The organism is Rhodovulum sp. ES.010 (assembly GCF_900142935.1).
Lineage (GTDB): Bacteria > Pseudomonadota > Alphaproteobacteria > Rhodobacterales > Rhodobacteraceae > Rhodovulum.
This window is the reverse complement of sequence record NZ_FSRS01000001.1, coordinates 2,143,102-2,169,702: the sequence shown is the minus strand read 5'-3', so window position 1 is coordinate 2,169,702 and position 26,601 is coordinate 2,143,102. Positions and strand designations below refer to the sequence as shown.

Annotated in this window: 30 protein-coding genes; 11 read left to right on the top strand and 19 right to left on the bottom strand. The window is 69.5% G+C overall.

Going from position 1 to position 26,601, the window contains the following annotated elements:
• Positions 1 to 209: 209 nt before the first annotated feature.
• The 7 genes from BUR28_RS10600 to BUR28_RS10570 all read right to left on the bottom strand — a co-directional run bounded on the left by BUR28_RS10600 (position 210) and on the right by BUR28_RS10570 (position 6,177).
• Entirely contained in the window at positions 210 to 548 is a 339-nt protein-coding gene (locus tag BUR28_RS10600) for a RidA family protein (RefSeq protein WP_074220093.1), read from the bottom strand.
• A 9-nt stretch (positions 549 to 557) separates the two neighbouring features.
• On the bottom strand, positions 558 to 1,952 hold the full coding sequence (locus BUR28_RS10595; protein ID WP_074220092.1) for an FAD/NAD(P)-dependent oxidoreductase: 1,395 nt from the start codon (positions 1,950 to 1,952) through the stop codon (positions 558 to 560).
• Positions 1,942 to 2,247 carry a (2Fe-2S)-binding protein gene (locus BUR28_RS10590; protein ID WP_074220091.1) on the bottom strand — a complete coding sequence of 102 codons (306 nt, stop codon included), beginning with the start codon at positions 2,245 to 2,247 and terminating at the stop codon, positions 1,942 to 1,944. Before BUR28_RS10590 ends, BUR28_RS10595 begins: the two co-directional genes overlap by 11 nt.
• On the bottom strand, positions 2,216 to 3,322 hold the full coding sequence (locus BUR28_RS10585; RefSeq protein ID WP_074220090.1) for an NAD(P)/FAD-dependent oxidoreductase: 1,107 nt from the start codon (positions 3,320 to 3,322) through the stop codon (positions 2,216 to 2,218). The genes BUR28_RS10590 and BUR28_RS10585 overlap by 32 nt, the downstream gene beginning before the upstream one ends.
• A gap of 70 nt (positions 3,323 to 3,392) precedes the next feature.
• Positions 3,393 to 4,385, bottom strand: coding sequence for a TRAP transporter substrate-binding protein DctP (gene dctP, locus BUR28_RS10580; protein ID WP_074220089.1), 993 nt, complete (start codon positions 4,383 to 4,385; stop codon positions 3,393 to 3,395).
• 26 nt (positions 4,386 to 4,411) lie between these two features.
• Positions 4,412 to 5,710 (bottom strand): TRAP transporter large permease, encoded by a 1,299-nt coding sequence (locus BUR28_RS10575; RefSeq protein WP_074220088.1) that lies wholly within the window; start codon positions 5,708 to 5,710, stop codon positions 4,412 to 4,414.
• A complete protein-coding gene (locus BUR28_RS10570; protein ID WP_074220087.1) occupies positions 5,707 to 6,177 on the bottom strand; it encodes a TRAP transporter small permease in 471 nt (156 codons plus the stop codon). The genes BUR28_RS10575 and BUR28_RS10570 overlap by 4 nt, the downstream gene beginning before the upstream one ends.
• Before the next feature lie 114 nt (positions 6,178 to 6,291).
• Here BUR28_RS10570 and BUR28_RS10565 point away from each other — a divergent pair, with 114 nt between their 5' ends.
• Positions 6,292 to 7,239, top strand: a complete 948-nt coding sequence (locus tag BUR28_RS10565) for a LysR family transcriptional regulator (protein WP_074220086.1) — start codon at positions 6,292 to 6,294, stop codon at positions 7,237 to 7,239.
• 229 nt (positions 7,240 to 7,468) lie between these two features.
• Positions 7,469 to 8,620 (top strand): papain-like cysteine protease family protein, encoded by a 1,152-nt coding sequence (locus BUR28_RS10560; RefSeq protein ID WP_074220085.1) that lies wholly within the window; start codon positions 7,469 to 7,471, stop codon positions 8,618 to 8,620.
• Positions 8,621 to 9,099: 479 nt separating this feature from the next.
• Here the strand turns inward: BUR28_RS10560 and BUR28_RS10555 are convergent, their stop codons facing one another.
• The 7 genes from BUR28_RS10555 to BUR28_RS10525 form a co-directional block, all read right to left on the bottom strand.
• Positions 9,100 to 9,399, bottom strand: a complete 300-nt coding sequence (locus tag BUR28_RS10555; protein ID WP_074220084.1) for a hypothetical protein — start codon at positions 9,397 to 9,399, stop codon at positions 9,100 to 9,102.
• 782 nt (positions 9,400 to 10,181) lie between these two features.
• The gene (locus BUR28_RS10550) at positions 10,182 to 11,162 is read right to left on the bottom strand and encodes a L,D-transpeptidase (protein WP_074220083.1); all 981 of its coding nucleotides are present in this window, start codon (positions 11,160 to 11,162) and stop codon (positions 10,182 to 10,184) included.
• 61 nt (positions 11,163 to 11,223) lie between these two features.
• On the bottom strand, positions 11,224 to 11,505 hold the full coding sequence (locus BUR28_RS10545; RefSeq protein WP_074220082.1) for a hypothetical protein: 282 nt from the start codon (positions 11,503 to 11,505) through the stop codon (positions 11,224 to 11,226).
• Between the two features lie 45 nt (positions 11,506 to 11,550).
• A complete protein-coding gene (locus BUR28_RS10540; RefSeq protein ID WP_074220081.1) occupies positions 11,551 to 11,838 on the bottom strand; it encodes a hypothetical protein in 288 nt (95 codons plus the stop codon).
• Entirely contained in the window at positions 11,835 to 12,020 is a 186-nt protein-coding gene (locus BUR28_RS10535; protein WP_074220080.1) for a hypothetical protein, read from the bottom strand. The genes BUR28_RS10540 and BUR28_RS10535 overlap by 4 nt, the downstream gene beginning before the upstream one ends.
• A gap of 66 nt (positions 12,021 to 12,086) precedes the next feature.
• The gene (locus BUR28_RS10530) at positions 12,087 to 12,434 is read right to left on the bottom strand and encodes a hypothetical protein (protein WP_074220079.1); all 348 of its coding nucleotides are present in this window, start codon (positions 12,432 to 12,434) and stop codon (positions 12,087 to 12,089) included.
• Positions 12,435 to 12,479: 45 nt separating this feature from the next.
• Positions 12,480 to 13,433, bottom strand: a complete 954-nt coding sequence (locus tag BUR28_RS10525; protein ID WP_074220078.1) for an SH3 domain-containing protein — start codon at positions 13,431 to 13,433, stop codon at positions 12,480 to 12,482.
• 751 nt (positions 13,434 to 14,184) lie between these two features.
• Between BUR28_RS10525 and BUR28_RS10520 the strand changes: the two genes are divergently transcribed.
• Both BUR28_RS10520 and BUR28_RS10515 read left to right on the top strand, forming a co-directional pair.
• Entirely contained in the window at positions 14,185 to 14,763 is a 579-nt protein-coding gene (locus tag BUR28_RS10520) for a hypothetical protein (RefSeq protein WP_074221604.1), read from the top strand.
• A 21-nt stretch (positions 14,764 to 14,784) separates the two neighbouring features.
• Positions 14,785 to 16,605: a methyl-accepting chemotaxis protein gene (locus tag BUR28_RS10515; RefSeq protein WP_083626596.1), complete on the top strand. Its 1,821-nt coding sequence runs from the start codon at positions 14,785 to 14,787 to the stop codon at positions 16,603 to 16,605.
• 440 nt (positions 16,606 to 17,045) lie between these two features.
• Here BUR28_RS10515 and BUR28_RS10510 read toward each other — a convergent pair whose 3' ends face one another.
• The gene (locus BUR28_RS10510) at positions 17,046 to 17,747 is read right to left on the bottom strand and encodes a glutathione S-transferase N-terminal domain-containing protein (RefSeq protein ID WP_074220076.1); all 702 of its coding nucleotides are present in this window, start codon (positions 17,745 to 17,747) and stop codon (positions 17,046 to 17,048) included.
• Between the two features lie 289 nt (positions 17,748 to 18,036).
• Positions 18,037 to 19,155: an alanine dehydrogenase gene (gene ald / locus BUR28_RS10505; protein WP_074220075.1), complete on the bottom strand. Its 1,119-nt coding sequence runs from the start codon at positions 19,153 to 19,155 to the stop codon at positions 18,037 to 18,039.
• Positions 19,156 to 19,290: 135 nt separating this feature from the next.
• On the opposite strand from ald, the gene BUR28_RS10500 reads away from it, so the two are divergent.
• Positions 19,291 to 19,749: an Lrp/AsnC family transcriptional regulator gene (locus BUR28_RS10500; protein WP_074220074.1), complete on the top strand. Its 459-nt coding sequence runs from the start codon at positions 19,291 to 19,293 to the stop codon at positions 19,747 to 19,749.
• 23 nt (positions 19,750 to 19,772) lie between these two features.
• Positions 19,773 to 20,420, top strand: a complete 648-nt coding sequence (locus BUR28_RS10495) for a class II aldolase/adducin family protein (RefSeq protein ID WP_139307552.1) — start codon at positions 19,773 to 19,775, stop codon at positions 20,418 to 20,420.
• 202 nt (positions 20,421 to 20,622) lie between these two features.
• Here the strand turns inward: BUR28_RS10495 and rpsU are convergent, their stop codons facing one another.
• Complete coding sequence (rpsU, locus tag BUR28_RS10490) at positions 20,623 to 20,829, bottom strand: 30S ribosomal protein S21 (RefSeq protein WP_074220072.1); 207 nt, start codon at positions 20,827 to 20,829, stop codon at positions 20,623 to 20,625.
• 110 nt (positions 20,830 to 20,939) lie between these two features.
• On the opposite strand from rpsU, the gene BUR28_RS10485 reads away from it, so the two are divergent.
• The 3 genes from BUR28_RS10485 to BUR28_RS20085 all read left to right on the top strand — a co-directional run bounded on the left by BUR28_RS10485 (position 20,940) and on the right by BUR28_RS20085 (position 23,415).
• Positions 20,940 to 21,647, top strand: coding sequence for a COQ9 family protein (locus BUR28_RS10485; protein WP_074220071.1), 708 nt, complete (start codon positions 20,940 to 20,942; stop codon positions 21,645 to 21,647).
• Positions 21,648 to 21,649: 2 nt separating this feature from the next.
• Positions 21,650 to 22,639, top strand: coding sequence for an NAD(P)H-quinone oxidoreductase (locus tag BUR28_RS10480; RefSeq protein WP_074220070.1), 990 nt, complete (start codon positions 21,650 to 21,652; stop codon positions 22,637 to 22,639).
• 176 nt (positions 22,640 to 22,815) lie between these two features.
• On the top strand, positions 22,816 to 23,415 hold the full coding sequence (locus tag BUR28_RS20085) for a VPLPA-CTERM sorting domain-containing protein (RefSeq protein WP_254813731.1): 600 nt from the start codon (positions 22,816 to 22,818) through the stop codon (positions 23,413 to 23,415).
• 145 nt (positions 23,416 to 23,560) lie between these two features.
• Here BUR28_RS20085 and BUR28_RS10470 read toward each other — a convergent pair whose 3' ends face one another.
• Positions 23,561 to 24,190 (bottom strand): ribonuclease T2 family protein, encoded by a 630-nt coding sequence (locus BUR28_RS10470; RefSeq protein ID WP_074220068.1) that lies wholly within the window; start codon positions 24,188 to 24,190, stop codon positions 23,561 to 23,563.
• A gap of 131 nt (positions 24,191 to 24,321) precedes the next feature.
• On the opposite strand from BUR28_RS10470, the gene BUR28_RS10465 reads away from it, so the two are divergent.
• Positions 24,322 to 25,089, top strand: coding sequence for a DUF1013 domain-containing protein (locus BUR28_RS10465; protein ID WP_074220067.1), 768 nt, complete (start codon positions 24,322 to 24,324; stop codon positions 25,087 to 25,089).
• A gap of 30 nt (positions 25,090 to 25,119) precedes the next feature.
• Here the strand turns inward: BUR28_RS10465 and BUR28_RS10460 are convergent, their stop codons facing one another.
• A complete protein-coding gene (locus tag BUR28_RS10460; RefSeq protein WP_074220066.1) occupies positions 25,120 to 25,629 on the bottom strand; it encodes a c-type cytochrome in 510 nt (169 codons plus the stop codon).
• 110 nt (positions 25,630 to 25,739) lie between these two features.
• On the opposite strand from BUR28_RS10460, the gene BUR28_RS10455 reads away from it, so the two are divergent.
• A complete protein-coding gene (locus BUR28_RS10455) occupies positions 25,740 to 26,573 on the top strand; it encodes a prephenate dehydratase (RefSeq protein ID WP_074220065.1) in 834 nt (277 codons plus the stop codon).
• Positions 26,574 to 26,601: the final 28 nt, after the last annotated feature.

The window sequence follows — 26,601 nt, the reverse complement described above, 5'->3', positions numbered from 1 at the left end:
GGGGGACAGACCTCCCGTCCGCATGGTCCGACCCGTTGTTCCGGTGGGACCATGCTTCGCCTGCGCTCACCGGCTGTGCCACTTCGCCACCACCGAGGCGCGCGCGAAGGGAGGGCGGAGGGCCGTCAAGGGAAATCGGGACGGACAGTAGGGCCAGCCTCCCGCATCATCATGGACGGAAGGACCGGAAGACACGGCGGCGGACGGGGCTAGCAGGCCGCGGTCACGATGATTTCGACCCGGAGCTCCGGTCGGGCCAGTTTCGCCTCGCCGCAGGCGCGCGCCGGGGCGTGCCCCTCGGGCACCCAGGCATCCCAGACGGCATTCATCTCGGCGAAATCCGCCATGTCCGACAGCCAGACGATCGCCTGCAGGATCCGGTCGCGGGACGAGCCGGCCCGGTCCAGCAGCGCGTCCACGCGGGCCAGGCAATCGCGCGTCTGCTCGGCCACCGTGGCGCCCTCCCCGACCTGCCCGCACAGGTAGGCCACGCCGTTGTGCTTGACGATCTTGCTCATCCGCGTGCCGGTTTCCAGTCGTTCGATCATGTCTTTCCCTTATTCTGCAGCGTCCTGTCGGGTGTCCTGCATCGCCGCCAATTCGCCCAGCGTCACGGGCTTCAGGGGCGGGCGGATGCGGAAATAGCCGGTCTCGTCGGGCGTCTGCCCGGTCGCCTCGGCCAGAAGGGCGGTGACCGTCAGGCCGCAATATCGGCCCTGGCACGGGCCCATGCCGGGCCGGCCGAACGCCTTGGCCTGGTTCGGTCCCCGGCAGCCGAGTTTCGCGTAACCGCGGACCTGGCCCGCCGTCACCTCCTCGCAGCGGCAGACGATGGTGGCATCCGCCGGGGCCAACGCCTCGGCACAGGGCGGATAGGCGGTGTCGAGGAAGGGGCGGGCAGCCAACTCCCTGGCTTGCCTGCGCAGCAGCGGTCCGGCCACCGCCTCCAGATCACCGGCCGAGAGCATCCCCAGGTCCGACGCCGCCCGGAGCGCGGCCAGGCGCCCGGCGAGTTCGGCGGCCTGCGCCCCGCCGATCCCCGCGCCGTCCCCGGCGATCAATACCCCGGCGACATCGCTCGCCCCCCATCGGTCGAGCACCGGCGAAAAGCACTGCTGCACCGCGTCCCAGCGATGGGCGACCCCCAGCGACCGGGCCGCCTGCGTGTTCGGCACCACCCCGTGATGCATCAGAACCGTGTCGCAGGCGATCCGGTGCGCCTTGCCGCCGCTGCGAAAGCTGACGGCCTCGGCCCTGGTGTCGCCTTCCACGGCGATCCCGGTCGCGCCGGTGAACCGCGGCACGCGCGCCCGCTTGAGTTCCGACAGAAGCCCCAGCCCTTTCGCCAGGTAGGGCCAGCCCCGCAGTGCACCCCCGACATGCCGCATCGCCGCGGCAAGATCGCCGCGGCCCTGCGTCTCGACCAGCGCCAGCGGCGGCGTGCCCGCCCGCACCATCTGCGCCGCGATCAGGTAGAGCAGGGGCCCGGTGCCGACCAGCACCGCGCGCTGCGCGAGCACCCCCGACTGCTTGAGCAGGATCTGCGCGGCGCCGGCGGTCATCACGCCGGGCAGGGTCCAGCCCGGCAGCGGCATGGGCCGTTCCAGCGCGCCGGTGGCCAGCAGGAGCCGCGTCCCCGACACCTGCGCGCCGCGGCCGTCCCGCGTGAAACTCACGCGGAACCCGTCCTCGATGGCCCAGACGACCGCGCCGGCCAGGTGGGTGACACGCGCGTGCCGCAGCCCGGCGGTGAGGGTCGCCCCATGGCCGTAATCCGCGCCCAGAAGCGCGCCGCGGAGGGGCGCGGCACGGTCCACGTCGCGGTAGATCTGCCCGCCGGGGCGCGGTTGTTCGTCCAGCACCGTCACGCTCAGCCCGTGTTCGGCGGCCGTTGCGGCGGCCGCCATGCCCGCCGGTCCGGCCCCGACGACGATCAGATCGCTATGCCCCATCCGGCAGGCCCCCTTCGTGCGGGCGGGAAATCTGCAGGCCCTCGGTCACCTCGACCATGCAGGCCTGCCGCACCACGCCGTCGATCTCCACGAGACAGTCGAAACAGGCCCCCATCATGCAGAAGGGCGCGCGCGGGGCGCCCGAAACCGGGCTGTGCCGGAACACCCGGACCCCCGCGGCCAGCAGGGCGGCGGCCAGGTTCGCGCCCTCGGGCAGGTCCAGCACCGTGCCGTCGAAACGCACCGGCACGCGGCGTGCCTCTTCAAGCTCCAGGAACGGCGAAGCGGTCTTCACTGAATACCTCCAGATCCGGGGCGGCGGCGGTGCCCTCCAGCCAATCGGGCAGGAGCCGGCCATGCACCGCGGCCAGCGTGATGCCGCTGTGGCACGTCACCAGATAGGCGCCGGGCATCTCGCGGCTTTCCTGATAGATCGGCAGCCCGTCGGGCGACAGAACCCGCAGCGCCCCCCAGCTGCGCACCAGTTGCGCCCGGGCCAGAACGGGATAGGCGGCGATGGCCTCGGCGGCGAGGCCGGACAGGCCGGGTTGGGTCACCCGGTCGTCATGGCCGACCTCTTCGTTGGTCGCGCCGATCTGGATGCCGCCCTCGTCCACCTGCCGCGCGATCAGCGAGGGGCGGTTGATCATCTTCGGCATCTTCTCGGTGATGAGAACCTGCCCGCGCTGGGGCCGCACCGGCGCCCGGAAGCCCAGTTTCGGGCCCAGCGTGGCGGCCCCGAGCCCTGCGGAGAGGACCAGTTTTCCGGCCGTGACGGTGGTGCCGTCGCTGCAGCGGATGCGGAACCCGTCGGGTTTGTCGACCTCGCTGACGGTCTTGCCGTTCAGCACCCGACCGCCCATCCGGCGCACATCATCGGCCAGCGCCCGGAGCAATTGCAAGGGGTTCGCATGCCCGTCCTGGTGATGCAGGATCGCGCCGACGACCCTGGGGCCGATATGGGGCTCCTCCTTGCGGAGCGCGTTGTGGCCCAGCACCTCGAACGGGTAGTCGCCGCCGAGTTTCGCCTTGAGCGCCTCGTATTTCTCGACGGTGGCCTGCAAGGTCTCTTCGGAGAAATGCAGGTCGTAGCCGCCCTTCTGTTCCAGGGGCACGGCCCGCCCGGTGGTGTCGCCCAGTTCCGCGGCGAACTCGGCCCAGATCGCGGCGGAGTGCTGGCTCCATTGCGCGTAGCGCGGCTGGGTCATGCCCTTGGATTGCACCCAGACCAGCCCGAAATTGCCGCGGCTGGCGCGGAACGACCCGTCATCGCCGTCGATCACGATCACGCGCCGGCCGCGTTTCAACAGCCCCCACGCCACCGAGAGCCCGACGACACCGCCGCCGATGATGGCATAGTCCGCGTCCATCCGAGAGGTTCCTTCGCGACAGGGGCGTCGGCGGGCAGACCCGAGGGGCCGCCCGCCAGGCGTTCACACGTTACTTGCCGATCTGGTCGAGGATGCCCTGGCCCCACTCGGCGCCCACGTCCTGCAGCACCTCGGGCCAGACGTCCTCGCGGACCTTGGCGGCCATGGCGGCGAGTTGCTCGTCGCTCAGCTCGACCACGGTGGCGCCCAGGTCGTCGGCCAGCCGCTGTTCCCACTTGCCCTGGTCTTCCTCGGCCACGGTCCAGCGCTGGGCCTCGAACTCGGCGGCGGCCGTCTTCAGCGCCTCCTGGTCCTCGGCGTCCATCCCGGACAGCGACTCGTTCGAGATGATCATGTACCACACCTCGAAATGGGTGTTGGCGGGGATGTAGGCCTTGGTCACGTCGCGGAACGACGCGTAGTAGCCTTCCGCGCCGGACCCGATCACGCCGTCCACGACGCCGGTCTGGATCGCGGTGAACGCCTCGGAGAACGGGATCGGCGAGGGGATGTAGCCGAGCGCCTGCCCGGTCAGCTGGAAGCTCTTGATGCCGGGCACGCGCACCTTGATGCCGTTCGATTCAGAGGGGTCGCCGGGATTCACCGGGTCGGTGTTCAGCGAGATGCCGCCGAAATAGACCGGGTAGGCCGCCAGCATGCTGATGTCCTGCGCGGCGTAAAGCTCGGCCATGACCTCGCGCACCGGACCCTCGGGGCCGTAGATCGCGCGCGCCTCGTCCCAGCCGTTGGCGAGATAGGGGAACGAGCTGATCTGCATCCGCCGGTCGGCGGCGGTGGCGGCGGGCTGGGTGGCCATGTCGATGGCGCCCACGCTGATGCGTTCCTGCACGGTGGTGTAGTCGCCCAGCGCGGAGGCGGGGAAGATCTCGATGTTCACGTCACCGCCGGTGGCCTCGGACACGTCCTCGGCAAAGGCGCGCAACTCCGTGTCGATGGTGGCGTCCTGCGGGCGCACGTGGCTCATCTTGAGGTCGGCGGCGCTCGCCGCCCCCGTGAGCGCCATCAGCGCGATGGCCGCCGTGCCGGTCGGGAATTTCGTCATGGGTCTGTCTCCTCTGTTGGTTTGGGTCAGTAGCCGAATACGCGCGGCAGGAAGAGCGAGAGGTCGGGCCAGAGCGAGGTCAGGAACACCACCGGCACGTAGCAGGTCACGATCAGCACCATCGCGGGCGGGATCACCTTGGTGACCTTCACGTTGCCGATCCGCGCGCCGAGATAGAGGATCGAGGCATAGGGCGGGGTCACGCCGCCCATCGCCGTGTTCACCCCCATGATCGCGGCGAACTGCACCGGGCTGACCCCGATGGCGTTCATCAAGGGCAGCAGCAGCGGCGCGATCAGGATGATCGCGGTCACGTCGTTGACCACCATGCCGACCAGGAACAGCAGGATGTTGATCATGATCAGCAGCAGCACCTTGTTCTCGGTGATCTCGAAGATCGAGCTGACCAGCTGCTGCGGGATGCTCTCGTAGACGAACATCTGGCCGAGGATCATCGAGAACAGGATCATGAACATGATCGCGCCCACGGCGGTCGCGGCCTCCTTGCCGGCGGACAGGAAGTTTTCCCAGCGCAGGCCCTTGTAGATGAAGAAGCCCACCGGAATGGCGTAGATCACGGCCAGCGCCGCGGCCTCGGTCGGGGTCATCACCCCGCCATAGATGCCGCCGAGGATCATGATCGGCATCAGCAGCGCCGGCGTCGCGTTGAAGCCGCGCCGCGCGACCTCGCCCGACAGGTCCTTGAAGCTGGGCTTCTCGTCGAGATGCAGGTGGAACTTGCGGCTCATCCACAGGTTCACGACCGAGAAGTTGAACATGATCAGCAACCCCGGCCCCAGCGTCGCCAGGAAACAGGCGAGGATCGACGTGTCGGTGACCCAGCCATAGACGATCATCGTCACCGAGGGCGGGATCAAGAGGCCCAGGATCGAGGAATTGGCGATCAGCGCGGTGGCGTATTCGCGGGGATAGCCGCGCTTTTCCATCTCGGGGATCAGGAGCGGGCCGATCGCGGCGATGCCCGTCAGACCGGACCCCGAGATCGCGCCGATCACCGCGCAGGACACGGCCGCCACCACGCCCAGGCCCCCGCGCACATGGCCCACGAAGGCATTGACGAAGCGTAACAGCGAGGCGGCGATGCCGGATTCCGACATGATCGTGCCGGCCAGCACGAAGAGCGGGATGGCCAGGAGCACCGGGTTGCCCAGCTGCTGGAACCCCCACAGCATCATGCCCTTCATCGTCACGTCGCCGATGAAATACATCACCATCAGCGCCGCGCCGAAACAGTAGGGCAGCGGCACCCCGAGGGTGAGCGTCAGCACCAGGATGCCGATGGACAGAAGCGCGATCTCGATCATTGGACGGCTCCGCGCGACAGGCTGCGTACATGGCCCCAGAGGTGCCAGGCGGTGTAGATCATCATCAGGGTGATGCCGACCACCAGCGCCACGTCCGAGTAGAAGGTCGGGATGTAGAGGGTCGGGCTTTCCTTCCAGACGCGCCAGGCATAGCGCGTGTACTCCCACGCCCAGCTCAAGAGCCACAGGCCGACGATCAGGCTGATGATCTCGCCCACGATGGCCAGGATGGTGTGCTGCCGCGGGGTCTTGAGGACGATCTCGAGGACGTTGGCGCGGATATGGGTATTCTCGCGCGACGCGTTCACCGCGCCCAGCATGTAGAGCCACAGCGTGGGGTAGAGCATCGTCTCCTCCAGCCCCATCACCGGCACTTGCAGCACATAGCGCGTGATGACCTGGACGAACTGCCCCAGCGCGACGATGCCGATCAGCCCGGTCAGCAGGTATTTCGCGAAACGGTCCATTTGCCCCCCTCCCGATGTCGGGCGGACACCGGTTTCGACAGATTTCACTGGACAGGCCCCATCAGATCAATTTGAAAATATGATTGACTTCATCAATTCGCCTTATGGGTCGGCATGAACCTCTCGCTCCGACAGATCGCCACCTTCCGCGAGGTCATGCGCAGCGGCTCGATCTCGCAGGCGGCCCGCACCGTCGGGCGCACGCAGCCCGCCGTCAGCACGATGATCGCGACGATGGAACAGGAGCTGGGCTTTCCCCTCTTCATCCGCGAGCAGGGCAAGCTGACCCCGACGCCCGAGGCGCATTACTTCCTGGAAGAGGCGGAGGCGATCCTTGCCCGGGTCGAACGCACCAAGCTCACGCTCGGCCATATCCGGGCGCTGGAGCGGGGCAAGCTGCGCATCGCCTGCCACCCGGCGGCCTCGTCGCTGTTCCTGCCGCGGCTGCTGACGGAATTCCTGGAGGGACGGTCCGAGGTCGACATCGTGTTCAACATGCGCTCCTCGGACCTGATCGAGGATCTCGTGGCCTCCCAGCAATTCGATATCGGCTTCGCCGAGACCCCCCGGCGGCGCGCCTCGATCGACCAGACGGATTTCGACCTGGAATGCGTCTGCGTCCTGCGCGCGGACGACCCGCTCGCCCGGGCGGAGGTCATCACGCCCGACACGCTGGACGGCCGGCCGATGGCCGTCCTCTTCGACGAGCATCCCACCGCGGTCCAGACCGAGGCCGCGTTCCGCTCGGCCGGGCGCCGCCTGAACAAGCGGCTGGAACTGCGCACCTCGCTGCCCGGTCTGCAATTCGTGGCCTCGGGCTATTGCTACATGATCTGCGACATGATCACCGCCTACAGCCATGTGGTGCAGATGCCCCGGTCCGCGGACCTGGTCATCCGCCGTTTCAGCCCGCGCATCAGCAACCGGGTGTCGATCCTGACGCCGGGCTACGTGACCCGGGCCCTGATCGCGCAGGCCTTCTCGGACTATCTGGAGCGGGCGATCGACACCATGCAGCGCCGCATGGACGAGCTGCTGCGTGCGGGCGGCCAGCGGCTCTGACGGTCCGGCGCGACCGCCACCCGAAGCACGAGGAATGCAGGTCGATCCACGGCCAGGCATCGCACCGAGCCCCGAAATTGCGCGCGGGGCGCTCAACCCGCCCCGTCGCGCGCCCCGACCGTCCCAAGGCGCGTGCCCCGGATAAGGTCTTGCCACGATCGTGGGGTGGGGGTCATCCTGCCTGCAGGGAGAGGGTCGGGAACGTCCCGGCCCTGTGGAGGATGCGACCATGAACTTTTCGGAATACGTGCTTTCGACGTCCCGGCCTTACGCCGCGATTCTGCGGGACTTCGTGTGGTTTTCGTCCAAGCAGTTGAATTTCGACATGCAGCTTCAGACCCAGTCCAACTGGTGCTGGGCGGCAACCGCCACCAGTGTCTCGCATTTCTACTGGCGGTTCAGCAGCTGGACCCAGTGCAAGGTGGCGGGCGCCGAACTCGACCGGACCGATTGCTGCGACCTGGCGGTGCCGGCGCCGTGCAACGTGCCCTGGTATCTCGACCGGGCGCTGAGCCGCACCGACAACTTCGTCAGCTACATGAGCGGCCAGGCCAGCTTCGCCACCATCAAGGCCGAGATCGACGCCGGCAAGCCGGTCGGCGCGCGCATCGGCTGGAACGGGGGCGGCGGCCACTTCATGGTGATCTACGGATACGGTAAGGTCGGCACGACCGAGTATCTCGACATCGACGACCCGATCTACGGCAAGAGCCACCTCACGGTCGCGGATTTCGCCTCGAACTACCAGGGCTCCGGAACGTGGACCCACACCTATTTCACCAAGAGTTACTTCAAATTGCCGATCAGGATCCTCTACCCGACCGAACTCGCGCTGCAGCGCATCTGGGACCTGCGCCCGGTGCTGGCCGCCAAGATGGACCCGGCCTTCACGGGCGACCTGCCGGCCGAGGCGCACGGGGCCGAGCTGGGCGGGGCGCAGCGCGTCTATGCCCTGGGGCTCGACGCGCTGGTCGGAAAGAAGGGCAGCCGCAAGGCGCCCGAAGCGGTGGCGCTCAGGGTCTTCGAACTCAGCAATGACAGCCCCCAGGCGTTCTTCGACCTCTCCGAGGACGACGAACCGCGCGTGCTGCAGATGTCGGCCTCGGCCGCCTATCTCGACTCCTACCGCAGGGCGCTGGCCCGGGCGTTGGCCGTCGTCGACGAGAAGAAGGAGGCCGAGATCCGCACCTTGCGCGTTCCGGCCCTGAACTTCGAGGCGCTCTGGCTGAGCTACGGCTCGGAGAAAGCGGACCAGATCGTGCCCATGCGTGAGGCCGCGGGACTGGCGGTTGACGAGCCGGTCTCCTACGCCAAGGCAATGGAGGCCTTGCGCGAGGCGGCGAAACCGCTTGCCGACATGGACGAGGAGATGGGGGCCTGATCGGCTGTCGGGTCAGCAGCGGGTCGTGCACAGGCCGATCCGGCGCGACAGCGACCAAGCGCGCGCTCCTCGGGGCGGCGGTCATGCGGCCGTTTCCGAGCGCCCGGCCGCGCCGCGTCTTCCGTCGCCCGCGCATGGCGACCGTCTTGTAGGATGACGCGCGCTCCGGGGCCGCGCGGGCAGTCCCGTTCCATGAGCCGGAAGGTCTCTGGCCGTCCCGACCCCGAACGGCCCGATCCGGCCGCGCCACCCCAAAGCGACACCGCCCCGGGCCAGCCACCGGCGGTCGGTTCCGCGCATCGGGTCATGTCCACGTCCCGGGGCGCACGCCATCCGGCGTCGTGCGCCCGGCCGCGCGCCGAAGGCGGCCGTCCGCCGGCACACCGCGCGGGACGCGGACCGGGCGGAAACCGGATCGTCCCGAAGCCCCGCCCCGCAGATCGCGAACGCCCCGTCGCAGCCCGTGGCGAGCCGCGCCCTCAGTTGGCGAAGGTCGGGAAGGCGGTGTAGCTTCCGTCATCCTCGATCCGGCATCCCCAGCTCATGCCGTCGACCGTCATGCCGACGAAGACCCGATTGCCGGGGCCGGCGAGGATCGGGTCGCGCGTCGTGATACTGGCGTCGGGCCGGCCGACACGGACCTGCCGTATGCACTCGTCGACCATGCCGGCGGGCGCGACCACGCCGCCGGAGGTGCCGCCGCTGCCACCCGTTTCGACGCATCCCGCCAGGGCGCCGAGCGCCGCCGCGCCGATCATGATCCTGATGCTGCCGTTCATGCTGTCTTCGCCTCTTCCAGCTTGGTTGAACCGGTTTCCGATGCGATCCCGAAGATCACGTCGAACGCCGCCGCCCGGCTGCCGGACCTGCCCGCGAGACGCTTTGGACGGCGCGCCCGGTCGGGCCATGGTCGGGCCGTTGGCCGCCAGCCGGAGAAAAGGGTCCGGCCGTTGCGGGTCCCCCGGACACAGGTCGCGGAGGCCGCCGGAGCGGGTCGACCCCTGCGCGCCGTGCCGGTCGTGCCGGCGGCAAGCCGCACCCGTTCGACGCGCCCGGCACCGGGCCGCCCTGCGCCCGGCTTCCTTTGCCCGAAAGGTCGCGCGCGCCCATCCAACCGGCCGTGCCCCTTGCCCCGCCTCAGCGCGGCTGCGTGGGCGAGCGGCGGCGCAGCGACGGTGACGCGGGTCCGTTTCATCTCACCAGGTCCCCATCCGGACGGCCCGGCGCGCGGCGTGATGGCCCGCCATGAACGTTCAGGTTGCCGTGGGCATCGGCATGCCAGCCGTCGGCCCCCACTCCTGCGCTCGGCATGGTCGGGACGCGCGGACAGGTGGACCGGCGCACCGCCCGGCGCGGCGATACAGTGGGGGGCGTCATTCGATACCAGGCATGCCCGGACGGTGGTGCTGGCCTCCCGGAGCACCGCGACGGAATTGGCCTTGGCGAACGCCGTGCCCGGGATGCGTCCGCCGCCCCCGCCTCGGACCGGCGCCAATCCGCCATGAATGGAGTCGATCCTCATTTTTCTCTCTCCGATCGCGTTCCGGCTGGCGGACGGTTCTCACGACATGATGACGAAGTCGCGGCCCGAGCGGCGGTCCGGGTGGAGCGGCAGGTCTGTGAAGACGAAGAGCATGCCCGGATGGACGTGGCGCTTGAGGTCGCGGGCGAACTCCGGCTCGGTGCGCACCCGGCGCAGGTCGTGCATCGCCTCTGCCCCCGCGCCGTCATAGCTCAGCGCCGCCCAGTGCATGCCCCGCGCGCCGTCATGGGCGCCGGTCAGCACGTAGACATGGGCCCCCAGCGGGTCGCCGTCCCAGAGCAGCCGCCCCTCGGCCACCGCGCGGTCGTTCTCGATCACCACGAGCTTCGCGTCGTAGGAGGAGGCGATCAGCGAGGTGATCGGATGGGCGTCGTCCAGCGCCCAGTCCGACGGGTGCTTGCGGTCCTCCAGCGTGGCCAGCACCTCCTCGAACTCGGCTTCCGCGTAGCCCGAGAGCACCAGCCCCGGATGCACCACCTCGGCCGGCGCGCTGTGGCTGTCGGCGATGATCACCGGCGTGCCCAGATGCGTGACCTCGAACAGCAGCGCCGAGAATCTCAGCGGCAGCCGCACGCAGCCGTGCGACGCCGGGTAGCCCGGCAGGTTGCCCGCGTGCAGCGCGATCCCGTCCCAGGTCAGCCGGTTGGTGTTGGGCATCGGCGCGTTGTTGTAGGTCGAGGAGCGGTGGTCGCGATCCTTCTGCAGCACCACGAAGACGCCGGTGGGCGTCTCGTGCCCCGGCTTGCCGGTGGAGCAGGTCGAGACCGCGATCCGCACGCCGCCCCGGTAGACATGCACCCGCTGCTCGTCGAGCGACACGATCACCGCCACGGGCCCGCGGGGCTGGCGCTCGGGATGCCAGGTGAACTCGCCGGGCTGCAATTCGTGGAGTTCCTTGAAGACATGCTGGCCCAGCGCGCCCGAGGCCGCCAGCAGCACGCCCCCCGCGCCCGCGAGAAACGCCCGGCGCCCCGGCCGGAACCCGAGATCCTGCGTCATGTCCTGTCCTGTCCCCCCTGCTTCGATTGCCGCCCCACCGAAGGGCGGCACCACCGTCCCCTCACTCGGAGGCGGCGGCCCGCATCTCGTCCATGAAGGTAGCGCAATCGGTGGGGCCGCCCATGCTCTCCCCTTCGGGCACGTCCGCGCCGAACTCCGCCGCGGCCAGGGCGCGGATCTGCTCCGCCTGCTCCGCGGTCACGATGCCCGCCTCCTCGGCCTCCTGCATGATGCATGCGGCCGTCTTCATGCCCACGGCGATGCCCGTGCCCGCCCCGGCGCCCAGCATCACCGGCGCGATCAGAAGCGCGCCGACGATCGCACCGACCAGGACCCCCGCCAAACCGATCAGAACCTTGCCAACCGTTCCGTCCTTTCGTTTTCGACATCATTCGTGACCGCGCGCCGCCCCGTTCAGCATGCGACACAACGTGATCAGAAGCGCGGCATTCACCGCCGGCGCCGCGGCGGCCAGCCAGGGCCACAGGGGCTCGGGAAAGACGTCGATCATCCGGTTCCACGGCAGGCCCAGGGGGATGAGGAACACCCCCGAAAGCGGATCGCGCGGCTGCCCGAACACCCCGAACGTGCCGATCGCCAGAAGCGCGAGCGCCGCCACGTAGAGAACGATGAAGCCCCCCGTGACGAGGCGGCACAGCTTGGCGGGCCGGCTCATGACCGGTCACGCCTCTCCTTGAGCCAGCCGCCGATATAGCCGCCCACGGCGCCGGCGAGCGCCGAGGACCACCAGGTGGCCGCCACCTCGTCAAAGAGCAGGCGCGAGATGAACCACCCCAGAACGAGGCCGATACAGCCGATGATCGCGTATCTGACGGGTGTGCCGAGGGTGTCGAGCATGGATGACTCCGTCTGTTTCGCCCCCGGGGCCCCCGCACGCGCGGTCCGCCCCGGGGGGCGTTCCGGTCAGAGGAAGCCTTCGCTGCCCATGAACATCAGATCCGGCCCGCGCCCGTCATTCGAGACGAGGCAACGCCACGGCGCGCCATTCGCGCCGACGCGCATGTAGACGGCGCTGTTGGCCTGCGAGAACTCGCTGCCGACCACGGTGACGCCGCCCGTGGTCTGGGACGCCAGGGCCGAGCGGCAGGAATTGATCGCGGCCTGGCTGACATCCGGGGACATGCCGGTGATGAAGGCCGGGCTGCCCGGCGCCACCGGCATCTGCGCGGCGCTGCCCCCCGTCGTCTCGACACAGGCGCTCAGGGCGGCAAGCGCGCCAAGCCCCGCGATGAGTCTGAATGTCCGGGTCATGCTTCTCTCCTCTGCTGTTGGCGGGTCGACCGCGACGGGGCCGCGTCATTCGATCCCGAAGATCACGTTGTAGGACTGGGCGCCGTTCGCCGTGTTGTAGACCTCGATGGTATGATCGCCGGATTGCCAGAGCTGGGTCCGGAACTCCCGATCGGCGCCGACCTCGTCCTGCATGACGGACCCATCGGGGTTGTAGATCACGTATGTCATCCCCGGACCGTTCGCGGCGAGCCGGAAGTAGAGGTCCTGACCGGTCGCCGCGCCCAGCACGTAGCGCCGCGACTGTCCGGGCAGAAGCTGGCCGGTCAGTTCCGTCCCTGTCGTGCCCGGTGCGAACTGCACGCGCACGGTGTTGCCGCCGCGGCCGGCCATCGCCCCGCCGCCGTCGTCGGCGGTCGCCGCGGACTCGCCGCCGCCCGGCCCGGGCAGCCGCAGGAAGCGCGCCGCGACCCAGCCGGTCGCCCCGCCGCCCTCGGCCTGGACCTTGCACCACTGCGCGCCGTCCGACATCGTGCAGCCGCCCCGGTTGATGACGTTCGTGCCATTCGGAATCGTGCCCAGCAGCTCGCCCGACGGGCGCGGGGCGTTGCGGATGTTGAGCCGCCCGCCGGGGGACGACAGGTCGACGACGAAGAAATCCTCCTCGGGCAGCAGGCCCCCGCGGGCCGTCGACCCGCCGCCCGGCACCGGCCCGGCCGACAGGATGGTGCATATCCCGTTGCGTCCGCCGGAGGCCGAGAAGCTCACGATCAGCCCCTGGCCGCCGCCTTCGTGGCTGATGCTGTAGGTCACGCCGTCATGGGTCGCTTCGTAGTAGGTCGGGTTGAACTCCCTGACCGTGGCGACAGTGCCCCCGACCCGGACCGTCCCGGTCCGGTCCGCGTCGACGTTGCCGCCGATCGGGCAGGTGGCGGCGAAAAGCGGCAGTTCGGCATGCGCCGCGGTGGCGGCGGACAGCGCCGCGAGGAGGAGGGCGGAGGGAAGGGGCTTTCGGATCATCCCTTGCAGTCCCCTCCCGACGATCTCGCGGCCTTGCCGCGCGATCCGCTGAAAGCTGCGACACCCGTCGCTGCCCGAGACCGCGCGGCCGCGTCGGCCCCTGCGCGCAGAGGCCTTCGCCACCGCCTGGCGATGAACCCCGGGCCGCTCGTCACGCCACGCGCCGCGTCGGCCCCGGTCCTCCCGCCGGCGTCCTGCCGGATGCTCACAGTGTCGCCTCCCCCCGTCCGACCGCCCTGCTGTCAGGCGGAATCGCACCGTCCGCCGGCCGATGCGCAGGTATCCTCGCTCGAATGTCCGCACCGGCAAAGGGCGAAAATATGCGTTTGGAGGATCGAGCGCCCGTCAGCGCCCGTCAGCGCCCGTCAGCGCCCGTCGGCGCGCGGCCTGCGCGACGATCCGGCCGCTGCCGCGCCGACTCGTTATTCGACCAATTCTAAGCACTTTCTCAGACCGAAAACGCCGCAATCGTGGGGCGATACTCCGCGCCGACGAGACGAGTCACCACGCCACGCCACGCCGCCTGCCGGCGACGATTTCTTGCTTCGGCAGAGTGGGTTGCCCGATGCGCGCCCCGAACCCGAGGCAGAGCGTCAGGCCGCGCCGGAAGCGGAGAACGCCGCCGAGGTGGAGCCGCGCGCCGCTCTGGATCACCGGCCGGGCGGGGGACCGTTAGCGATTTTTTGAGACCGGACCTTTAGCGCCATGAACGGGGCATCACGGTCCGAGACCGGGAACGAGAGGCATGCATATGCTTGGAACGAGACGCGCATTGGTGGCGGGGGCGTTCTGGTCGGTGGCCGCGGCGGCCACCGCGGGCCCCTACGACGCCGACATGAAGACCTTCTTCGAAACATCCGTTCGGCCCTGGACCGGCGATCCCGTCGTCCTGAACGCCGTGATCGCGCAGAACGCCAAGACCGCCGGTCATTCGCAGGACGATATCGACCGGCTCGACCGGGAATGGCGCGACCAGATCGGCGCGGCGTCCTCCCCGCTGATCGACCGGATCACCGGCCATCCCGCCTCCGAGGCGCTCCGCGCGCGGCTGGTCGATATGCGCGGCGCCGTGACCGAGATCATCGTGATGGATGCGCGCGGCCTGAACGTCGCCACGTCCAGCGTGCCCTCCGACTACTGGCAGGGCGACGAGGCCAAGCACCGGCAGACCTACGGCAAGGGACCGAATGCCATCCATCTCGGCGAGATCGAGTACGACGAGTCCAGCCAGAAGTACCAGGCCCAGATTTCGTTTCCCCTGCTCGACCCCGAAACCGGAACCCCGATCGGCGCGATGACCGTCGCCGTCGATGCCGAAGAGTTCATGTGAACGCGCACCAGGAGACCCGACATGCAACCAACCACAGACACTGCGACGGCAGCCGGTGTGCGATCCTCCGTCTTCCTCCGCATCGCCGGCCTGATCGCCGGCACGACCCTGATCGTCGCCACGCTTCTGACCGTGACCTCGGTGCGCACCGGCACCTCGCTGGTCGACGATTCGGTGGTCAAGCTTCTCGAACAGGTGTCCCATGCCAGCGCCAAGGAACTGGGCGGCCACATCGTGTTCGAGAACGAGGTGGCGATTCAGGCCGCGCTCGACGAACATGTCGCGAACGCGGGCGAAGAGTTCGTCCAGCTCATGGTCTGGGACGGCGCCGGAAATCTCGTCGATGAACAGGGCGACGCCGAGGCCGAGACGCGCGGCGCGTTGACCACGCTGGCACGAACCGCGCTCTCGACCGGCGAGATCGCCGAGCTCGAAGACCGCTTCATGATCGCCATTCCGATTCACTACGGCAAGAGCGGCCGGGTGGTCGGCGCGTTCGGCGCGGTCTGGACCGACAGCAAGATGATGGGCCATGTCGTCTCCGACACGGCGCCCATGATGGCCGTGATCGTGACGCTGTTCGTGGCGCTGGTGGCCGGTGCCACCTTCCTGCTCAAGCGCATGGTCGGCCAGCCGCTGGCCCATGTCAGCGGGGCCATGACCCGGGTGGCCGACGGCGCGCTCGACAACGAGGTGCCGGAGGTTCACCGCGCCGACGAGATCGGCGTGATCGCCCGCAGTCTCGACGCGCTGCGCAGCAAGTTGCAGCAGGCGAGGGACGCCGAAGCCGCGCAGGAGCGCGACCAGGAGGACCAGGCCGCGGCCATCGAACTGCTCGGCCGCGGGCTCACCGCCCTGGCGTCGGGCGACCTGACCTACACGATCGACAAGGAGTTCTCGGGCGGCCGCGATCGCCTGCGCCGCGACTTCAACGCCGCGGTCGACACCCTGAGCGAGCTTCTCGGCTCGGTGGTGGAGAACGCCTCCGAGATCAACGCGCGGTCCAACGACATCAGCGTGGCCTCGGACGATCTCTCGCGGCGGACCGAGAACCAGGCCGCCACGCTGGAAGAAACCGCCGCGGCGCTCGACGAGATGACCTCGAGCGTCCGGGCGGCGTCCGAAAGCGCGGCCGAGGTCGAAACGGCGGTGCGCGAAACCCGCGGAAACGCCGAGGAGTCCGGCCGCGTGGTCAAGGACGCGATGGGCGCCATGGCGGAGATCAAAAACTCGTCGGACGGGATCAGCCAGATCATCGGCGTGATCGACGACATCGCGTTCCAGACCAACCTCCTGGCGCTCAACGCGGGCGTCGAGGCGGCGCGCGCGGGCGAGGCGGGCCGCGGCTTCGCCGTGGTCGCCTCCGAGGTGCGCGCGCTGGCGCAGCGGTCGTCCGAGGCCGCCAAGGAGATCAAGGACTTGATTTCCACCAGCACCAGGCACGTGGAGTCCGGCGTTTCCCTGGTCAATCGCACCGGCGATGCGCTGATCGAGATCGTGGACCGCGTCGGCAACATCGCCGATCTCATCAGCGGCATCGCGACCGGCGCCCGCGAACAATCCGTCGGGCTCGGCGAAATCAACGTCGGCATGACGGAACTCGACAAGGTGACCCAGCAGAACGCGGCCATGGTCGAGGAAACCAACGCCGCCGCGGCGACCCTGAAACAGGAATCCTCGACGATGGAAACGCTCGTGTCCCGCTTCCGCCTGAAGGGCCACGCCGGCGGGGCGGCGCGCGCGCCGGCGTTCCGCGCCGCTGCGGACACCCGCGACGAGGCGGTCGCGCCGATGGCGGGCCGCGCGATGGCCGCGAACGCCGGCGCCTGGCACGAGTTCTGAGGACCACCGGGCCCGGGACCGCGCGGCCCTCCCCAATCCGGCCCCGCGCATCGACATCGGTGCGCGGGGCTGCGCGATCGATGGGCGCGCCGGTCGCCCCCCCACGCGAGGCAGCGCGACCCAGATCGGCGCAGGCCCGGATCGCCCCGGGACGCCCGCCCGCGCGGCCCGCGGCGGCGGCCCGCAGATCACGGGCAGCGCCACGCGCGGGAGCGCGTCACGCCCGCGCCGCGCCAGCCCGGCGCGCCGCCTGCAACCGCCTCGGATCGCCACGCGGCCGCAGGCGGCGCGCGTGGCCGCCGGCCCGCTCCCGTGTGGCGGCCCGGCCGCCTTCTTCTTGGCCCAAATACTCCCGCCGGAGGCGCCGCGCGCCTCGGCGCGCGGCCCCGCCCGATGCGGTATGGCCGGACCGGCGCCCAGGCGCGCCCGCCGTCCGGCGGTCAGTTCCGCGGCGGCTGCGCGAGGCCGCGCTGAACGGCCTCGCGGCCAAGGAAGCGGTCGAGATAGGCCGGCAGGTTGCGGAAGCCGTCCCAGCCGACGATCCCGGCCGCGTCGTAGGTCGTCACCACCGTGCGCAGCCAGGGCGCGATGGCGATGTCGGCGATGGAGTACGCGTCGCAGACCCAGTCCCGCCCTTCGAGCCGCCGGTCCAGCACCGTCATCAGCCGGACGGATTCGCCGACATAGCGCTCGCGCGGGCGCGGATCCTCGATCTCGCTGCCCTTGAACTTCACGAAGAAGCCCATCTGCCCGAAGAACGGCCCCACGCCGCCCATCTGGAACATCAGCCATTGCAGCACCTCGTAGCGCGCGCGCGGCTCGGCGGGCAGCAGCTTGCCGGTCTTCTCGGCCAGGTAGATCAGGATCGCCCCGCTCTCGAACAGCGGCAGCGGTTCGCCCCCCGGCCCGTCGGGATCGATGATCGCGGGGATCTTGTTGTTGGGGTTCAGCGCCAGGAATTCCGGGGCGAACTGGTCGTCCTCCAGGATCGACACGCTGTGCGCGTCATAGGCAAGCCCCGTCTCCTCCAGCATGATCGAGGCCTTGACGCCGTTCGGCGTGGGAAAGGAATAAAGCTGGATCGCCCCCGGCGTGCGCGGCGGCCAGCGTTTCGTGACGGGGTGGTCAATCGCTTCGGTCATCGGGTCCCCCTCGACAGGATTTCGCCGCCGTTCTGGGAAACCGCCACCGGAATTGCAACATCGCCCGCGGCAACGTCATCACCGCGCCGATCGATTTCCCGATCGTCGCCCGGGTGGTGGTCCTGCGGGTCAGGCCGGTGAGCGGGATCGAGGCGGCGGCGATGCCCGCCACGCCCGCGGCGGAAAAGCCCGGGGGCCCCACCGCCGCGGACCTTCCGGCCGAGATCCGCGACGTGCTGAAGGCGCGCGGCCGAGCGTTCGGGGGCGGGGGTGCCCGGCCCCCGCGCCGCTATTCCTTCAGCGCCAGATGCGGCGACAGCACGTCGAGTCCCTGCGCCCGGCCCACCGCGTAGTAGGTCAGGTGCCCGGCATGGGTGTTCAGCCCCGCCAGCAGGTGCGGGTCGTCCTCGCAGGCCTGCCGCCAGCCCTTGTCGGCCAGGGCCAGCATGTAGGGCATCGTCGCGTTGCCCAGCGCGATGGTGGAACTCCTCGGCACCGCGCCCGGCATGTTGGCGACGCAGTAATGCACGACCCCGTCGACCTCGTAGATCGGGGCGTCATGGGTCGTGGGGCGCGAGGTCTCGAAACAGCCGCCCTGGTCGATCGCCACGTCCACCAGCACCGCGCCGGGCTTCATGCCCGCAAGGTCGGCGCGCCGCACCAGCTTGGGGGTCTCGGCGCCGGGAATCAGCACCGCGCCCACCACCATGTCGGCCCGGCCCAGCAGATCGGCCAGCGCGCCGCCCGAGGAATAGCGCGTGCGGAACGTCGCGCCGAACACGTCGTCGAGATAGCGCAGCCGCGGCAGCGACCGGTCCAGCACCGTCACCTCGGCCCCCATCCCCGCGGCGATCCGGGCGGCGTGCGTGCCCACGACGCCGCCGCCGACCACCACGACCTCGGCCGGCCCCACGCCCGGCACGCCGCCCATCAGCACGCCGCGCCCGCCATTGGCCTTCTGCAGCGCCCAGGCGCCCGTCTGCGCGGCCAGCCGCCCCGCCACCTCGGACATCGGCGCCAGAAGCGGCAGCCCGCCGGCCGTGTCGGTGACGGTTTCATAGGCGATGGCGGTCACGCCGCTGTCCAGCAGGTCGCGGGTCTGCTCGGGGTCGGGGGCGAGGTGCAGATAGGTGAACAGAACCTGCCCCGCCCGCAGCCGCTTGCGTTCCGCCGCCTGGGGCTCCTTGACCTTCACGATCATGTCCGACCGCTCGAACACGTCCCCGGCGCGGTCGGCCAGCGTCGCCCCGGCGGCGTCGTAATCGGCATCCGTGAACCCGGCGCCCAGCCCGGCGCCCCGTTCGATCAGCACCTCGTGGCCGTGCGCCGCCGCCTCGCGCGCGGCGTTGGGCGTCAGCCCCACGCGGTATTCCTGCGGCTTGATTTCCTTCGGGCATCCGATGCGCATGAAACTCTCCTTCCTCCTGGCGGCAGGATGCCGCAGACGGCGGGGCGATGCATTGATTTCTGATAGCGCGAGGCCGTGCATCTGGGGCAGAATCGTGCAACAAGGGCGCGATTGATCGAAGGACCTTGCTCGTACATGCAGCTTGACGACATGGACCGGCGCCTGCTTCGCGAACTTCAGAAGCGCGGGCGCATCTCGAACGCCGATCTCAGCGAACGGGTCAACCTCTCGCCCTCGGCCTGTCACCGCCGGGTCAGCCGGCTGGAGCGGGCGGGCTTCATCCGCGGCTATGTCGCGCTGCTGGACGCGCGCAAGGTCGGCCGGCCGACGACCGTCTTCGTCGAGATCACGCTGTCGGGCCAGGCCGACGAGGTGCTGGAGGCGTTCGAAAAGGCGGTCGCGCGGGTGCCCGACGTGATGGAATGCCACCTGATGGCGGGCAGCGCGGATTACCTGCTGAAGGTGGTGGCCGAGGACAGCGAGGATTTCGCCCGCATCCACCGGCAATACCTCACGCGCCTGCCCGGCGTGACCCGGATGCAATCCTCCTTTGCGCTGAGAACGGTGTTCAAGACCACCGCCTTGCCGGTATAGGGGCGCGAAGGATGGAGGCCGGGATGGACGAGGACCAGACGCGCGCGGCAATCGTGGCCGCCTGCCTGAAGATGAACGCGGTCGGGCTGAACCAGGGGTCGTCCGGCAATATCAGCGTCCGCCAGGGCGACCGGATTCTCGTCACCCCCAGCTCGATCCCCTACGAGGAGATGGTGCCCGAGGACATCGTCGCGCTCGACATGGACGGCACGCCGCACGGGGCGCGCAAGCCGTCCTCGGAATGGCGCTTCCACCTCGACCTGTTGCGCGCGCGGCCCGAACTCGGCGCCGTGGTCCATGCCCACGCGCCCTACTGCACGACGCTGGCGATCATGCACATGGAGATCCCGGCGGTGCATTACATGGTCGCCGCGGCGGGGGGCGGGACCATCCGCTGCGCCCCGTACGAGACCTTCGGCACCCAGGCGCTGTCCGACCGGATCATCGCCGCGATGGAGGGGCGCAAGGCCTGTCTGATGGCGCATCACGGGATGCTGGCGGCCGAGGCGACGCTGGACCGCGCGATGTGGCTCGCCGTCGAGGTGGAGGCGCTGGCCCGCCAGTATCACGGTGCGCTCTTGCTGGGCGATCCGCCGACGCTGAGCGACGCCCAGCTTGCCGAGGCGGTGGCGCAGTTCACCGCGGGCTACGGGCAGGCCGACCGCGGCTGAGCCGTGCGGGCCGGGGCCGGCGCACCGGCCGGGGGGGCTGCCTGCAGGGTCCGACAAAAGTCCGATGAAAGTCCGATGGAATTCCGATGGAATTCCGATCGCCCGTCGCGGCCCCGGAGGGCGCAAACAACAAACCCCCGGGCAGGGCCGCGGGGGTCGTCGCTTCGGGGGCCGAAGCCCCCTGTTCGCCATGTCGACGGGCTCAGAGAAGCCCTTCGCGCTGGGCCTTCTTCCGCGCCAGCTTGCGGGCACGGCGGATGGCCTCGGCCTTCTCGCGCGCCTTCTTCTCGGACGGTTTCTCGAAATGCTGCTTGAGCTTCATCTCGCGGAACACGCCCTCGCGCTGAAGCTTCTTCTTCAGCGCCCGAAGCGCCTGGTCGACATTGTTGTCGCGAACGGTCACCTGCATGTGGTTGTCACCACCTTTCCGTTAGAGTTGCGATTGACAGCAGGAAGTGGCCTTATACCAACGGCTGGCTAGCTTGTCCATAGAACCGACCCGGCAACAGGAGGGCTCCGATGACCGAGACGACGAACGGCCTGGACCAGACGAGGGAGGCGCTGCTCGACGCGGCGATGATGCACGTGCCCTTCGACGGGTGGAGCGAGGCATCCTTCCGCGCGGCGATCGCCGATTCGGGTGTCGACCCGGCGCTGGCCCGCGCCGCCTGCCCGCGCGGCGCCGTCGACCTGGCCGTCGCCTTTCACAAGCGCGGCGACGACGAGATGGCGCGCCGCCTCGCGCAGACCGACATGACCGAGATGCGGTTCCGCGACAAGGTCGCGCTGGCCGTCCGCTACCGGCTGGAGGCCGTCGACGACAAGGAAGTCGTGCGCCGCGGCGCCACGCTTTTCGCGCTTCCGCAATACGCCGCGGACGGCTCGAAACTCGTCTGGGGCACCGCGGATCGCATCTGGACCGTGCTCGGCGACAGCTCCGACGACGTCAACTGGTACACCAAGCGTGCCTCGCTCTCGGCGGTCTACGGGGCGACGGTGCTGTACTGGCTGGGCGACGAAAGCCCCGGCAACAGCGCGACCTCGGAATTCCTCGACCGCCGGATCGGCGGCGTGATGCGCTTCGAGAAGCTCAAGTCGCAGGTCCGCAAGAACCCGCTGCTCAAGCCCTTCACGATCGGGCCGGACTGGCTGGGCCGCCAGATCAAGCCGCCGCATGCCCGCCGGCGCGACATGCCGGGCAGCTGGGCCGCGCAGGCCGCGGACTGACCATGGCCCTTCCCCAGAAGATGCGCGCCGTCGAGATCTCCGAGCCCGGCGGCCCCGAGGTTCTGCGCCCCGCCGAGCGCCCGGTTCCGACCCCCGGACCGGGCCAGATCGTGATTCGCCTGGCCTATGCCGGGGTGAACCGCCCCGACGCCCTGCAACGCGCCGGGCTTTACGCGCCGCCCCCCGACGCCTCGGACCTGCCGGGGCTGGAGGGCGCGGGCGAGGTCGTGGCGCTGGGTGCCGATGTCACGGGCCTTGCCGTCGGCGACAAGGTCTGCGCGCTGTTGCCCGGCGGGGGCTACGCCGAATACGTGGCCACGCCCGCGGCCCATGTCCTGCCGATCCCCGATGGCCTCGGCCTGAAAGAGGCGGCCTGCCTGCCCGAGACCTTCTTCACCGTGTGGTCCAACGTGTTCATGCGCGGCGGGCTGAAGGCGGGCGAACGCTTCCTCGTCCATGGCGGCTCGTCCGGGATCGGGACCACGGCGATCCAGTTGGCGCATATCTTCGGCGCGCGGGTCTTCGCCACCGCCGGCAGCGCCGAGAAATGCGCCGCCTGCACCGAGCTGGGGGCCGAGCGGGCGATCAACTACCGTGAGGATGATTTCGTCGCGATCCTGCGCGAGGAGGGCGGTGCGAATCTGATCCTCGACATGGTCGGCGGCGACTACCTGCCACGCAACGTCAAGGCGCTGGCCGACGAGGGGCGGCTGGTGCAGATCGCGTTTCTCAAGGGGCCGAAGGTCGAACTGAACTTCGCGCCGGTGATGCTGCGGCGGCTGACGATCACGGGGTCGACCCTGCGGCCGCAATCGGACCTTGCCAAGGCGCGGATCGCCGGCGCCCTGCGCGACCATGTCTGGCCGCTGGTCGCCGCGGGCCGGGTCCGGCCGGTGATGGATTCCGAGTTTCCGCTGGAGGCCGCGTCCGAGGCGCATGCCCGCATGGAGTCGAGCGCGCATGTCGGCAAGATCGTCCTGAAGATCGCCTGACCGCGGCGTTTCCCGCGAAACGGAGTGTTTCCCGCCACGGTCTCGCCACTTTTGCGCCACGGGATTATCTTGATTGCAGGCGGGGCCGCTCGGGCCCTGCCGTGGTGACCGGTAATCTGGTGTGGGGAAAGAGTATGCGCGTAATCGGAATGGCCGGCCTGGCCCTGGCAGGCTCAATGGCGACGGCTTCGGCCTCGACCTTGCAACTCGACTATGTCGGGCAGGAGACCGGCGCAAAGAACGTCTATTTCACCTTCGACGGTGGCGCCAAGGCCGCGCGCGGCGGCGAGTTCACGTTTGACGTGGTCGGCACGGGCGACCGGCTGCTGGCCTGGTGCGTGGACCTTGCGCACAACCTCGTCAAGACGTCGACCCCCTACGAAACCGCTGCGGGCCTGCTCGGCGCCGAGGCGGTCGGCAATCTCGACCGGTTGTTCACGCAGCATTACGGCGACGCGACGGACGCGATCGCCTCGGCCGCCTTCCAGGTGGCGATCTGGGAACTCGTCTATGACAGCGACGATATCGACCTGTCCTCGGGTCGCTTCGCGCTGCGCGGCGCGACGTCCGGCGCGGTCGAGGACAAGGCGGCCGAATTCCTGGCGCTGTCGGGCGAGACGGGCGGTTATCGCCTGACGTTCCTGCGGTCCACCGCGGCCCCGACCAAGAGCCAGGACCTGGTGACCGTCGCCCCCGTTCCGCTGCCGGCCGCGGCCGGGTTCCTGCTGGCAGGCCTTGCCGCCCTCGGCGCCGCCGGGCGCCGCAAGCGCGGCTGACCCCGACAGCGCGCGGGACCGCGCGCCGACCAACCGCCGCCCGATGCGGCGCCGGGCGAGACTTTGGGGGAAGGCGCCCGGACCGCCGCCGGGGACAGGTGGCAGGCCCCGCCCGAAGGCCGGGCGGGGCCGACGATGTCGTCTCCTAGGGCACGGCGTCCATCAGCGCGTCGCGCATCTCGCAATCGCGCACGACGTCGTCGCCGCACAGGCGCGGTTCCAGGTCGCGGGTCAGGCACAGCCGCGCCTCGTGGATGCGCCCCTCCCGGCAGGTGATCGTCAGCATGTCGGGCCGCCAGCCCGGATTTGCCTGCAGGAACGCCTCCTCGACGACCGCCGCGGGCAGTTTGACCGGCTCGGTCAGCTTGCGAAACACCTCGGGCGGGGTCACCGCCCCGAACGCGCGGCGGGCGAGCCCGAAATAGCCCTCGGGATCGAGCCCCGAGCAGCGCCCGTGCTTCTTCCATTGATGCCAGGCGTTCCCGGCGCTGCCCATGATGTCGGCCATCGCCCCGGTCTGCGCCCGCGATGGGTTCGCTTCGGCGGTCTGGCAATAGCTCGGCCAGCCGCGGTCGTATTGCGGCCAGAGCCCGTGCAGCACCCAGCCATGGGCGCGGCCCTCGTCGCACTGCGGACTGCCGCGCGATTCGCCCTCCAGCGCGCACCAGGTGGGCGACCAGCTCAGCGACAGCACGTAATAGTCGAACCGGCCCGCGGTTTCGCCCTCGGCCCGGGCCATCGTGGCCGCGATCAGCAACAGCGCAAGCCAGCGCATTTTCTCTTTTCTCCGTCTCACTTGCCGACTATATACCGCTGCAACCTCCCCGAAAACGAGGATCGGCGCCACCCCGGCGCAGCCGTTTTCCCGGCAGGAGAGACCTTTGGTCGTAGGAAAGGAGCAGGCCGATGAACAAACCGATCATGGCCAAGGCCACGGCCGTCTGGCTGGTCGACAACACGACGCTGACCTTCAAGCAGATCGCGGAGTTCTGCGGCATGCACGAGCTCGAGGTGCAGGGTATCGCCGACGGTGACGTGGCCCAGGGCGTCAAGGGCTTCGATCCGATCGCGAACAACCAGCTCGACCAGGCCGAGATCGACAAGGGCGAGGCCGACCCGCTCTACAAGCTCAAGCTGAAATTCAACCCCGCCGCCGTCGGGGAGGAGAAGCGCCGCGGCCCGCGCTACACGCCGCTCAGCAAGCGCCAGGACCGGCCGGCCGCGATCCTGTGGCTGGTGAAGTTCCACCCCGAACTCGCCGACAGCCAGATCGCCAAGCTGGTGGGCACGACCAAGCCGACGATCCAGTCGATCCGCGACCGGACGCACTGGAATATCGCGAACATCCAGCCGATCGATCCGGTGGCGCTGGGGCTGTGCAAGCAGTCCGAACTCGACGCCGCCGTGCAGAAGGCCGCGAAGAAGAAGGCCGCCGAGGGTGCGCTGATGTCCGACGACGAGCGGCGCAAGCTGGTCTCGACCGAGCAGGCGCTGGAGATGGAGCCCGAGCCGAGAATGCCCACCGCGATCTCGGGGCTCGAGACGTTCTCGCTTTCGGGCAGCGACGACGAGGAAAAGCCGGACGAGAACGTGCCCGACGCCGACAGCTTCTTCAATCTGCCCGACGACGATGGCGACGAGGACGACGAGGACGACCAGCAGGGCGGCCGCTAGGTCGGCCGCGCCGCGGCGCGGCCGACGGTGTTACATCCCCAGCGACTGGAGATAGGCGATCACGTCGGCGCGATCCTCGGCATCGCGAAGGCCGGCATAGGTCATCGCGGTGCCCCGGGCGTAGGACTGGGGGTTGGCGATGAAGGCGTCGATCCGCTCGGGCGTCCATTCGCCTTCGAGCGCGAGGAACGCCTCGGAATAGTCGAAGCCCTCGGCAGAGGCGACCTGCCGGCCCACCACCGCATGGAGCGACGGCCCGACCGCATGCTCGCCCTCGGCAACCTTGTGGCAGGCGCGGCATTCCCGGAACACCGACTCGCCCGCGGACGGATCGGCACTGGCCAGCAGTTCCTCGAAGGTCGGTTCCTCGACCGGGGCCGCGTCGGTCGGGGCGTCCTCGTCCTCGATCACTACATAGGCCGGCTCGTCGAGGCCGCGATCGGTATAGAGGCCCGAGGCGGCGAGGTTGAAAAGGGTGAAGATCACCACGGCGATGCAGACGCCGCCCACGATCTTGACGAAGGCCATAAGCCCGGACATGTCGTGTTCCCGTTTGTTCCCGGCCCTTTCCTATGCGCTTCAACTCCGCCAATGCAAGCTGTATTAACCACTCGCAGATCGCAGAACCGCCAGCACGCACGGGGCGCCCCATGACGAATCGCATTGCCTTCCAAGGCGAACCCGGCGCCTATTCGCACCAGGCTTGCCATGTCGCCCGCCCCGAGATGGAGGCGCAGCCCTGCCGCACCTTCGAGGACGTGATCGAGGCGGTGCGCACCGGCGAGGCCGACCTGGCGATGCTGCCGGTCGAGAATTCCACCTATGGCCGGGTAGCCGACATCCATCACCTGCTGCCGCATTCGGGGCTGCATATCGTCGACGAGGCCTTCGTGCGGGTGCATATCAACCTGCTGGCCACGCATGGGGCGAAGCTGGCCGACATCGCCCACGCGATGAGCCACACGGTCCTGCTGGGCCAGTGCCGCGACTTCCTGAGTGCGCACGGGATTCACCGGGTCACCGGCGCCGACACTGCCGGGTCGGCCCGGCATGTGGCCGAGGCCGGGGACCCGACGCTTGCCGCGCTCGCCGGCGACCTCGCCGCCGAGATCTACGGGCTGGACATCCTCGCGCGCCACATCGAGGACCACGACAAGAACACCACCCGGTTCCTGCTGATGGCTCGCGAGCCGGACCGGGCCCGGCGCGGCGAGCTCGGGATGATGACGACCTTCATCTTCCAGGTGCGCAACATTCCGGCGGCGCTTTACAAGGCGATGGGCGGCTTCGCCACCAACGGCGTGAACATGACCAAGCTGGAAAGCTACATGGTCGACGGCTCGTTCACCGCGACCCAGTTCTACGCCGATATCGAGGGCCATCCCGAGGACGAACATGTCGCCCGCGCGCTGGAGGAACTCGACTACTTCACCTCGCGGCTGGAAATCCTCGGAGTCTATCCGGCGGACCGCAAACGGCACTGACGCCATTTGGCGCGGCTGCGGCGGCCGG

Excerpts from the sequence above, each read along its gene's own strand:
- BUR28_RS10455 (WP_074220065.1), top strand. The coding sequence starts at position 25,740 with ATGACGAATCGCATTGCCTTCCAAGGCGAACCCGGCGCCTATTCGCAC.
- BUR28_RS10510 (WP_074220076.1), bottom strand. The coding sequence starts at position 17,747 with ATGACCGAAGCGATTGACCACCCCGTCACGAAACGCTGGCCGCCGCGC.
- BUR28_RS10465 (WP_074220067.1), top strand. The coding sequence starts at position 24,322 with ATGAACAAACCGATCATGGCCAAGGCCACGGCCGTCTGGCTGGTCGAC.
- BUR28_RS10600 (WP_074220093.1), bottom strand. The coding sequence starts at position 548 with ATGATCGAACGACTGGAAACCGGCACGCGGATGAGCAAGATCGTCAAG.
- BUR28_RS10585 (WP_074220090.1), bottom strand. The coding sequence starts at position 3,322 with ATGGACGCGGACTATGCCATCATCGGCGGCGGTGTCGTCGGGCTCTCG.
- BUR28_RS10555 (WP_074220084.1), bottom strand. The coding sequence starts at position 9,399 with ATGAACGGCAGCATCAGGATCATGATCGGCGCGGCGGCGCTCGGCGCC.
- BUR28_RS10520 (WP_074221604.1), top strand. The coding sequence starts at position 14,185 with ATGCTTGGAACGAGACGCGCATTGGTGGCGGGGGCGTTCTGGTCGGTG.
- BUR28_RS10565 (WP_074220086.1), top strand. The coding sequence starts at position 6,292 with ATGAACCTCTCGCTCCGACAGATCGCCACCTTCCGCGAGGTCATGCGC.
- BUR28_RS10470 (WP_074220068.1), bottom strand. The coding sequence starts at position 24,190 with ATGCGCTGGCTTGCGCTGTTGCTGATCGCGGCCACGATGGCCCGGGCC.
- BUR28_RS10575 (WP_074220088.1), bottom strand. The coding sequence starts at position 5,710 with ATGATCGAGATCGCGCTTCTGTCCATCGGCATCCTGGTGCTGACGCTC.
- BUR28_RS20085 (WP_254813731.1), top strand. The coding sequence starts at position 22,816 with ATGGCGACGGCTTCGGCCTCGACCTTGCAACTCGACTATGTCGGGCAG.
- BUR28_RS10525 (WP_074220078.1), bottom strand. The coding sequence starts at position 13,433 with ATGATCCGAAAGCCCCTTCCCTCCGCCCTCCTCCTCGCGGCGCTGTCC.
- BUR28_RS10500 (WP_074220074.1), top strand. The coding sequence starts at position 19,291 with ATGCAGCTTGACGACATGGACCGGCGCCTGCTTCGCGAACTTCAGAAG.
- BUR28_RS10595 (WP_074220092.1), bottom strand. The coding sequence starts at position 1,952 with ATGGGGCATAGCGATCTGATCGTCGTCGGGGCCGGACCGGCGGGCATG.
- BUR28_RS10570 (WP_074220087.1), bottom strand. The coding sequence starts at position 6,177 with ATGGACCGTTTCGCGAAATACCTGCTGACCGGGCTGATCGGCATCGTC.
- BUR28_RS10480 (WP_074220070.1), top strand. The coding sequence starts at position 21,650 with ATGGCCCTTCCCCAGAAGATGCGCGCCGTCGAGATCTCCGAGCCCGGC.
- BUR28_RS10550 (WP_074220083.1), bottom strand. The coding sequence starts at position 11,162 with ATGACGCAGGATCTCGGGTTCCGGCCGGGGCGCCGGGCGTTTCTCGCG.
- BUR28_RS10560 (WP_074220085.1), top strand. The coding sequence starts at position 7,469 with ATGAACTTTTCGGAATACGTGCTTTCGACGTCCCGGCCTTACGCCGCG.
- BUR28_RS10515 (WP_083626596.1), top strand. The coding sequence starts at position 14,785 with ATGCAACCAACCACAGACACTGCGACGGCAGCCGGTGTGCGATCCTCC.
- BUR28_RS10460 (WP_074220066.1), bottom strand. The coding sequence starts at position 25,629 with ATGTCCGGGCTTATGGCCTTCGTCAAGATCGTGGGCGGCGTCTGCATC.
- BUR28_RS10535 (WP_074220080.1), bottom strand. The coding sequence starts at position 12,020 with ATGCTCGACACCCTCGGCACACCCGTCAGATACGCGATCATCGGCTGT.
- rpsU (WP_074220072.1), bottom strand. The coding sequence starts at position 20,829 with ATGCAGGTGACCGTTCGCGACAACAATGTCGACCAGGCGCTTCGGGCG.
- BUR28_RS10485 (WP_074220071.1), top strand. The coding sequence starts at position 20,940 with ATGACCGAGACGACGAACGGCCTGGACCAGACGAGGGAGGCGCTGCTC.
- dctP (WP_074220089.1), bottom strand. The coding sequence starts at position 4,385 with ATGACGAAATTCCCGACCGGCACGGCGGCCATCGCGCTGATGGCGCTC.
- BUR28_RS10530 (WP_074220079.1), bottom strand. The coding sequence starts at position 12,434 with ATGACCCGGACATTCAGACTCATCGCGGGGCTTGGCGCGCTTGCCGCC.
- BUR28_RS10540 (WP_074220081.1), bottom strand. The coding sequence starts at position 11,838 with ATGAGCCGGCCCGCCAAGCTGTGCCGCCTCGTCACGGGGGGCTTCATC.
- ald (WP_074220075.1), bottom strand. The coding sequence starts at position 19,155 with ATGCGCATCGGATGCCCGAAGGAAATCAAGCCGCAGGAATACCGCGTG.
- BUR28_RS10495 (WP_139307552.1), top strand. The coding sequence starts at position 19,773 with ATGGACGAGGACCAGACGCGCGCGGCAATCGTGGCCGCCTGCCTGAAG.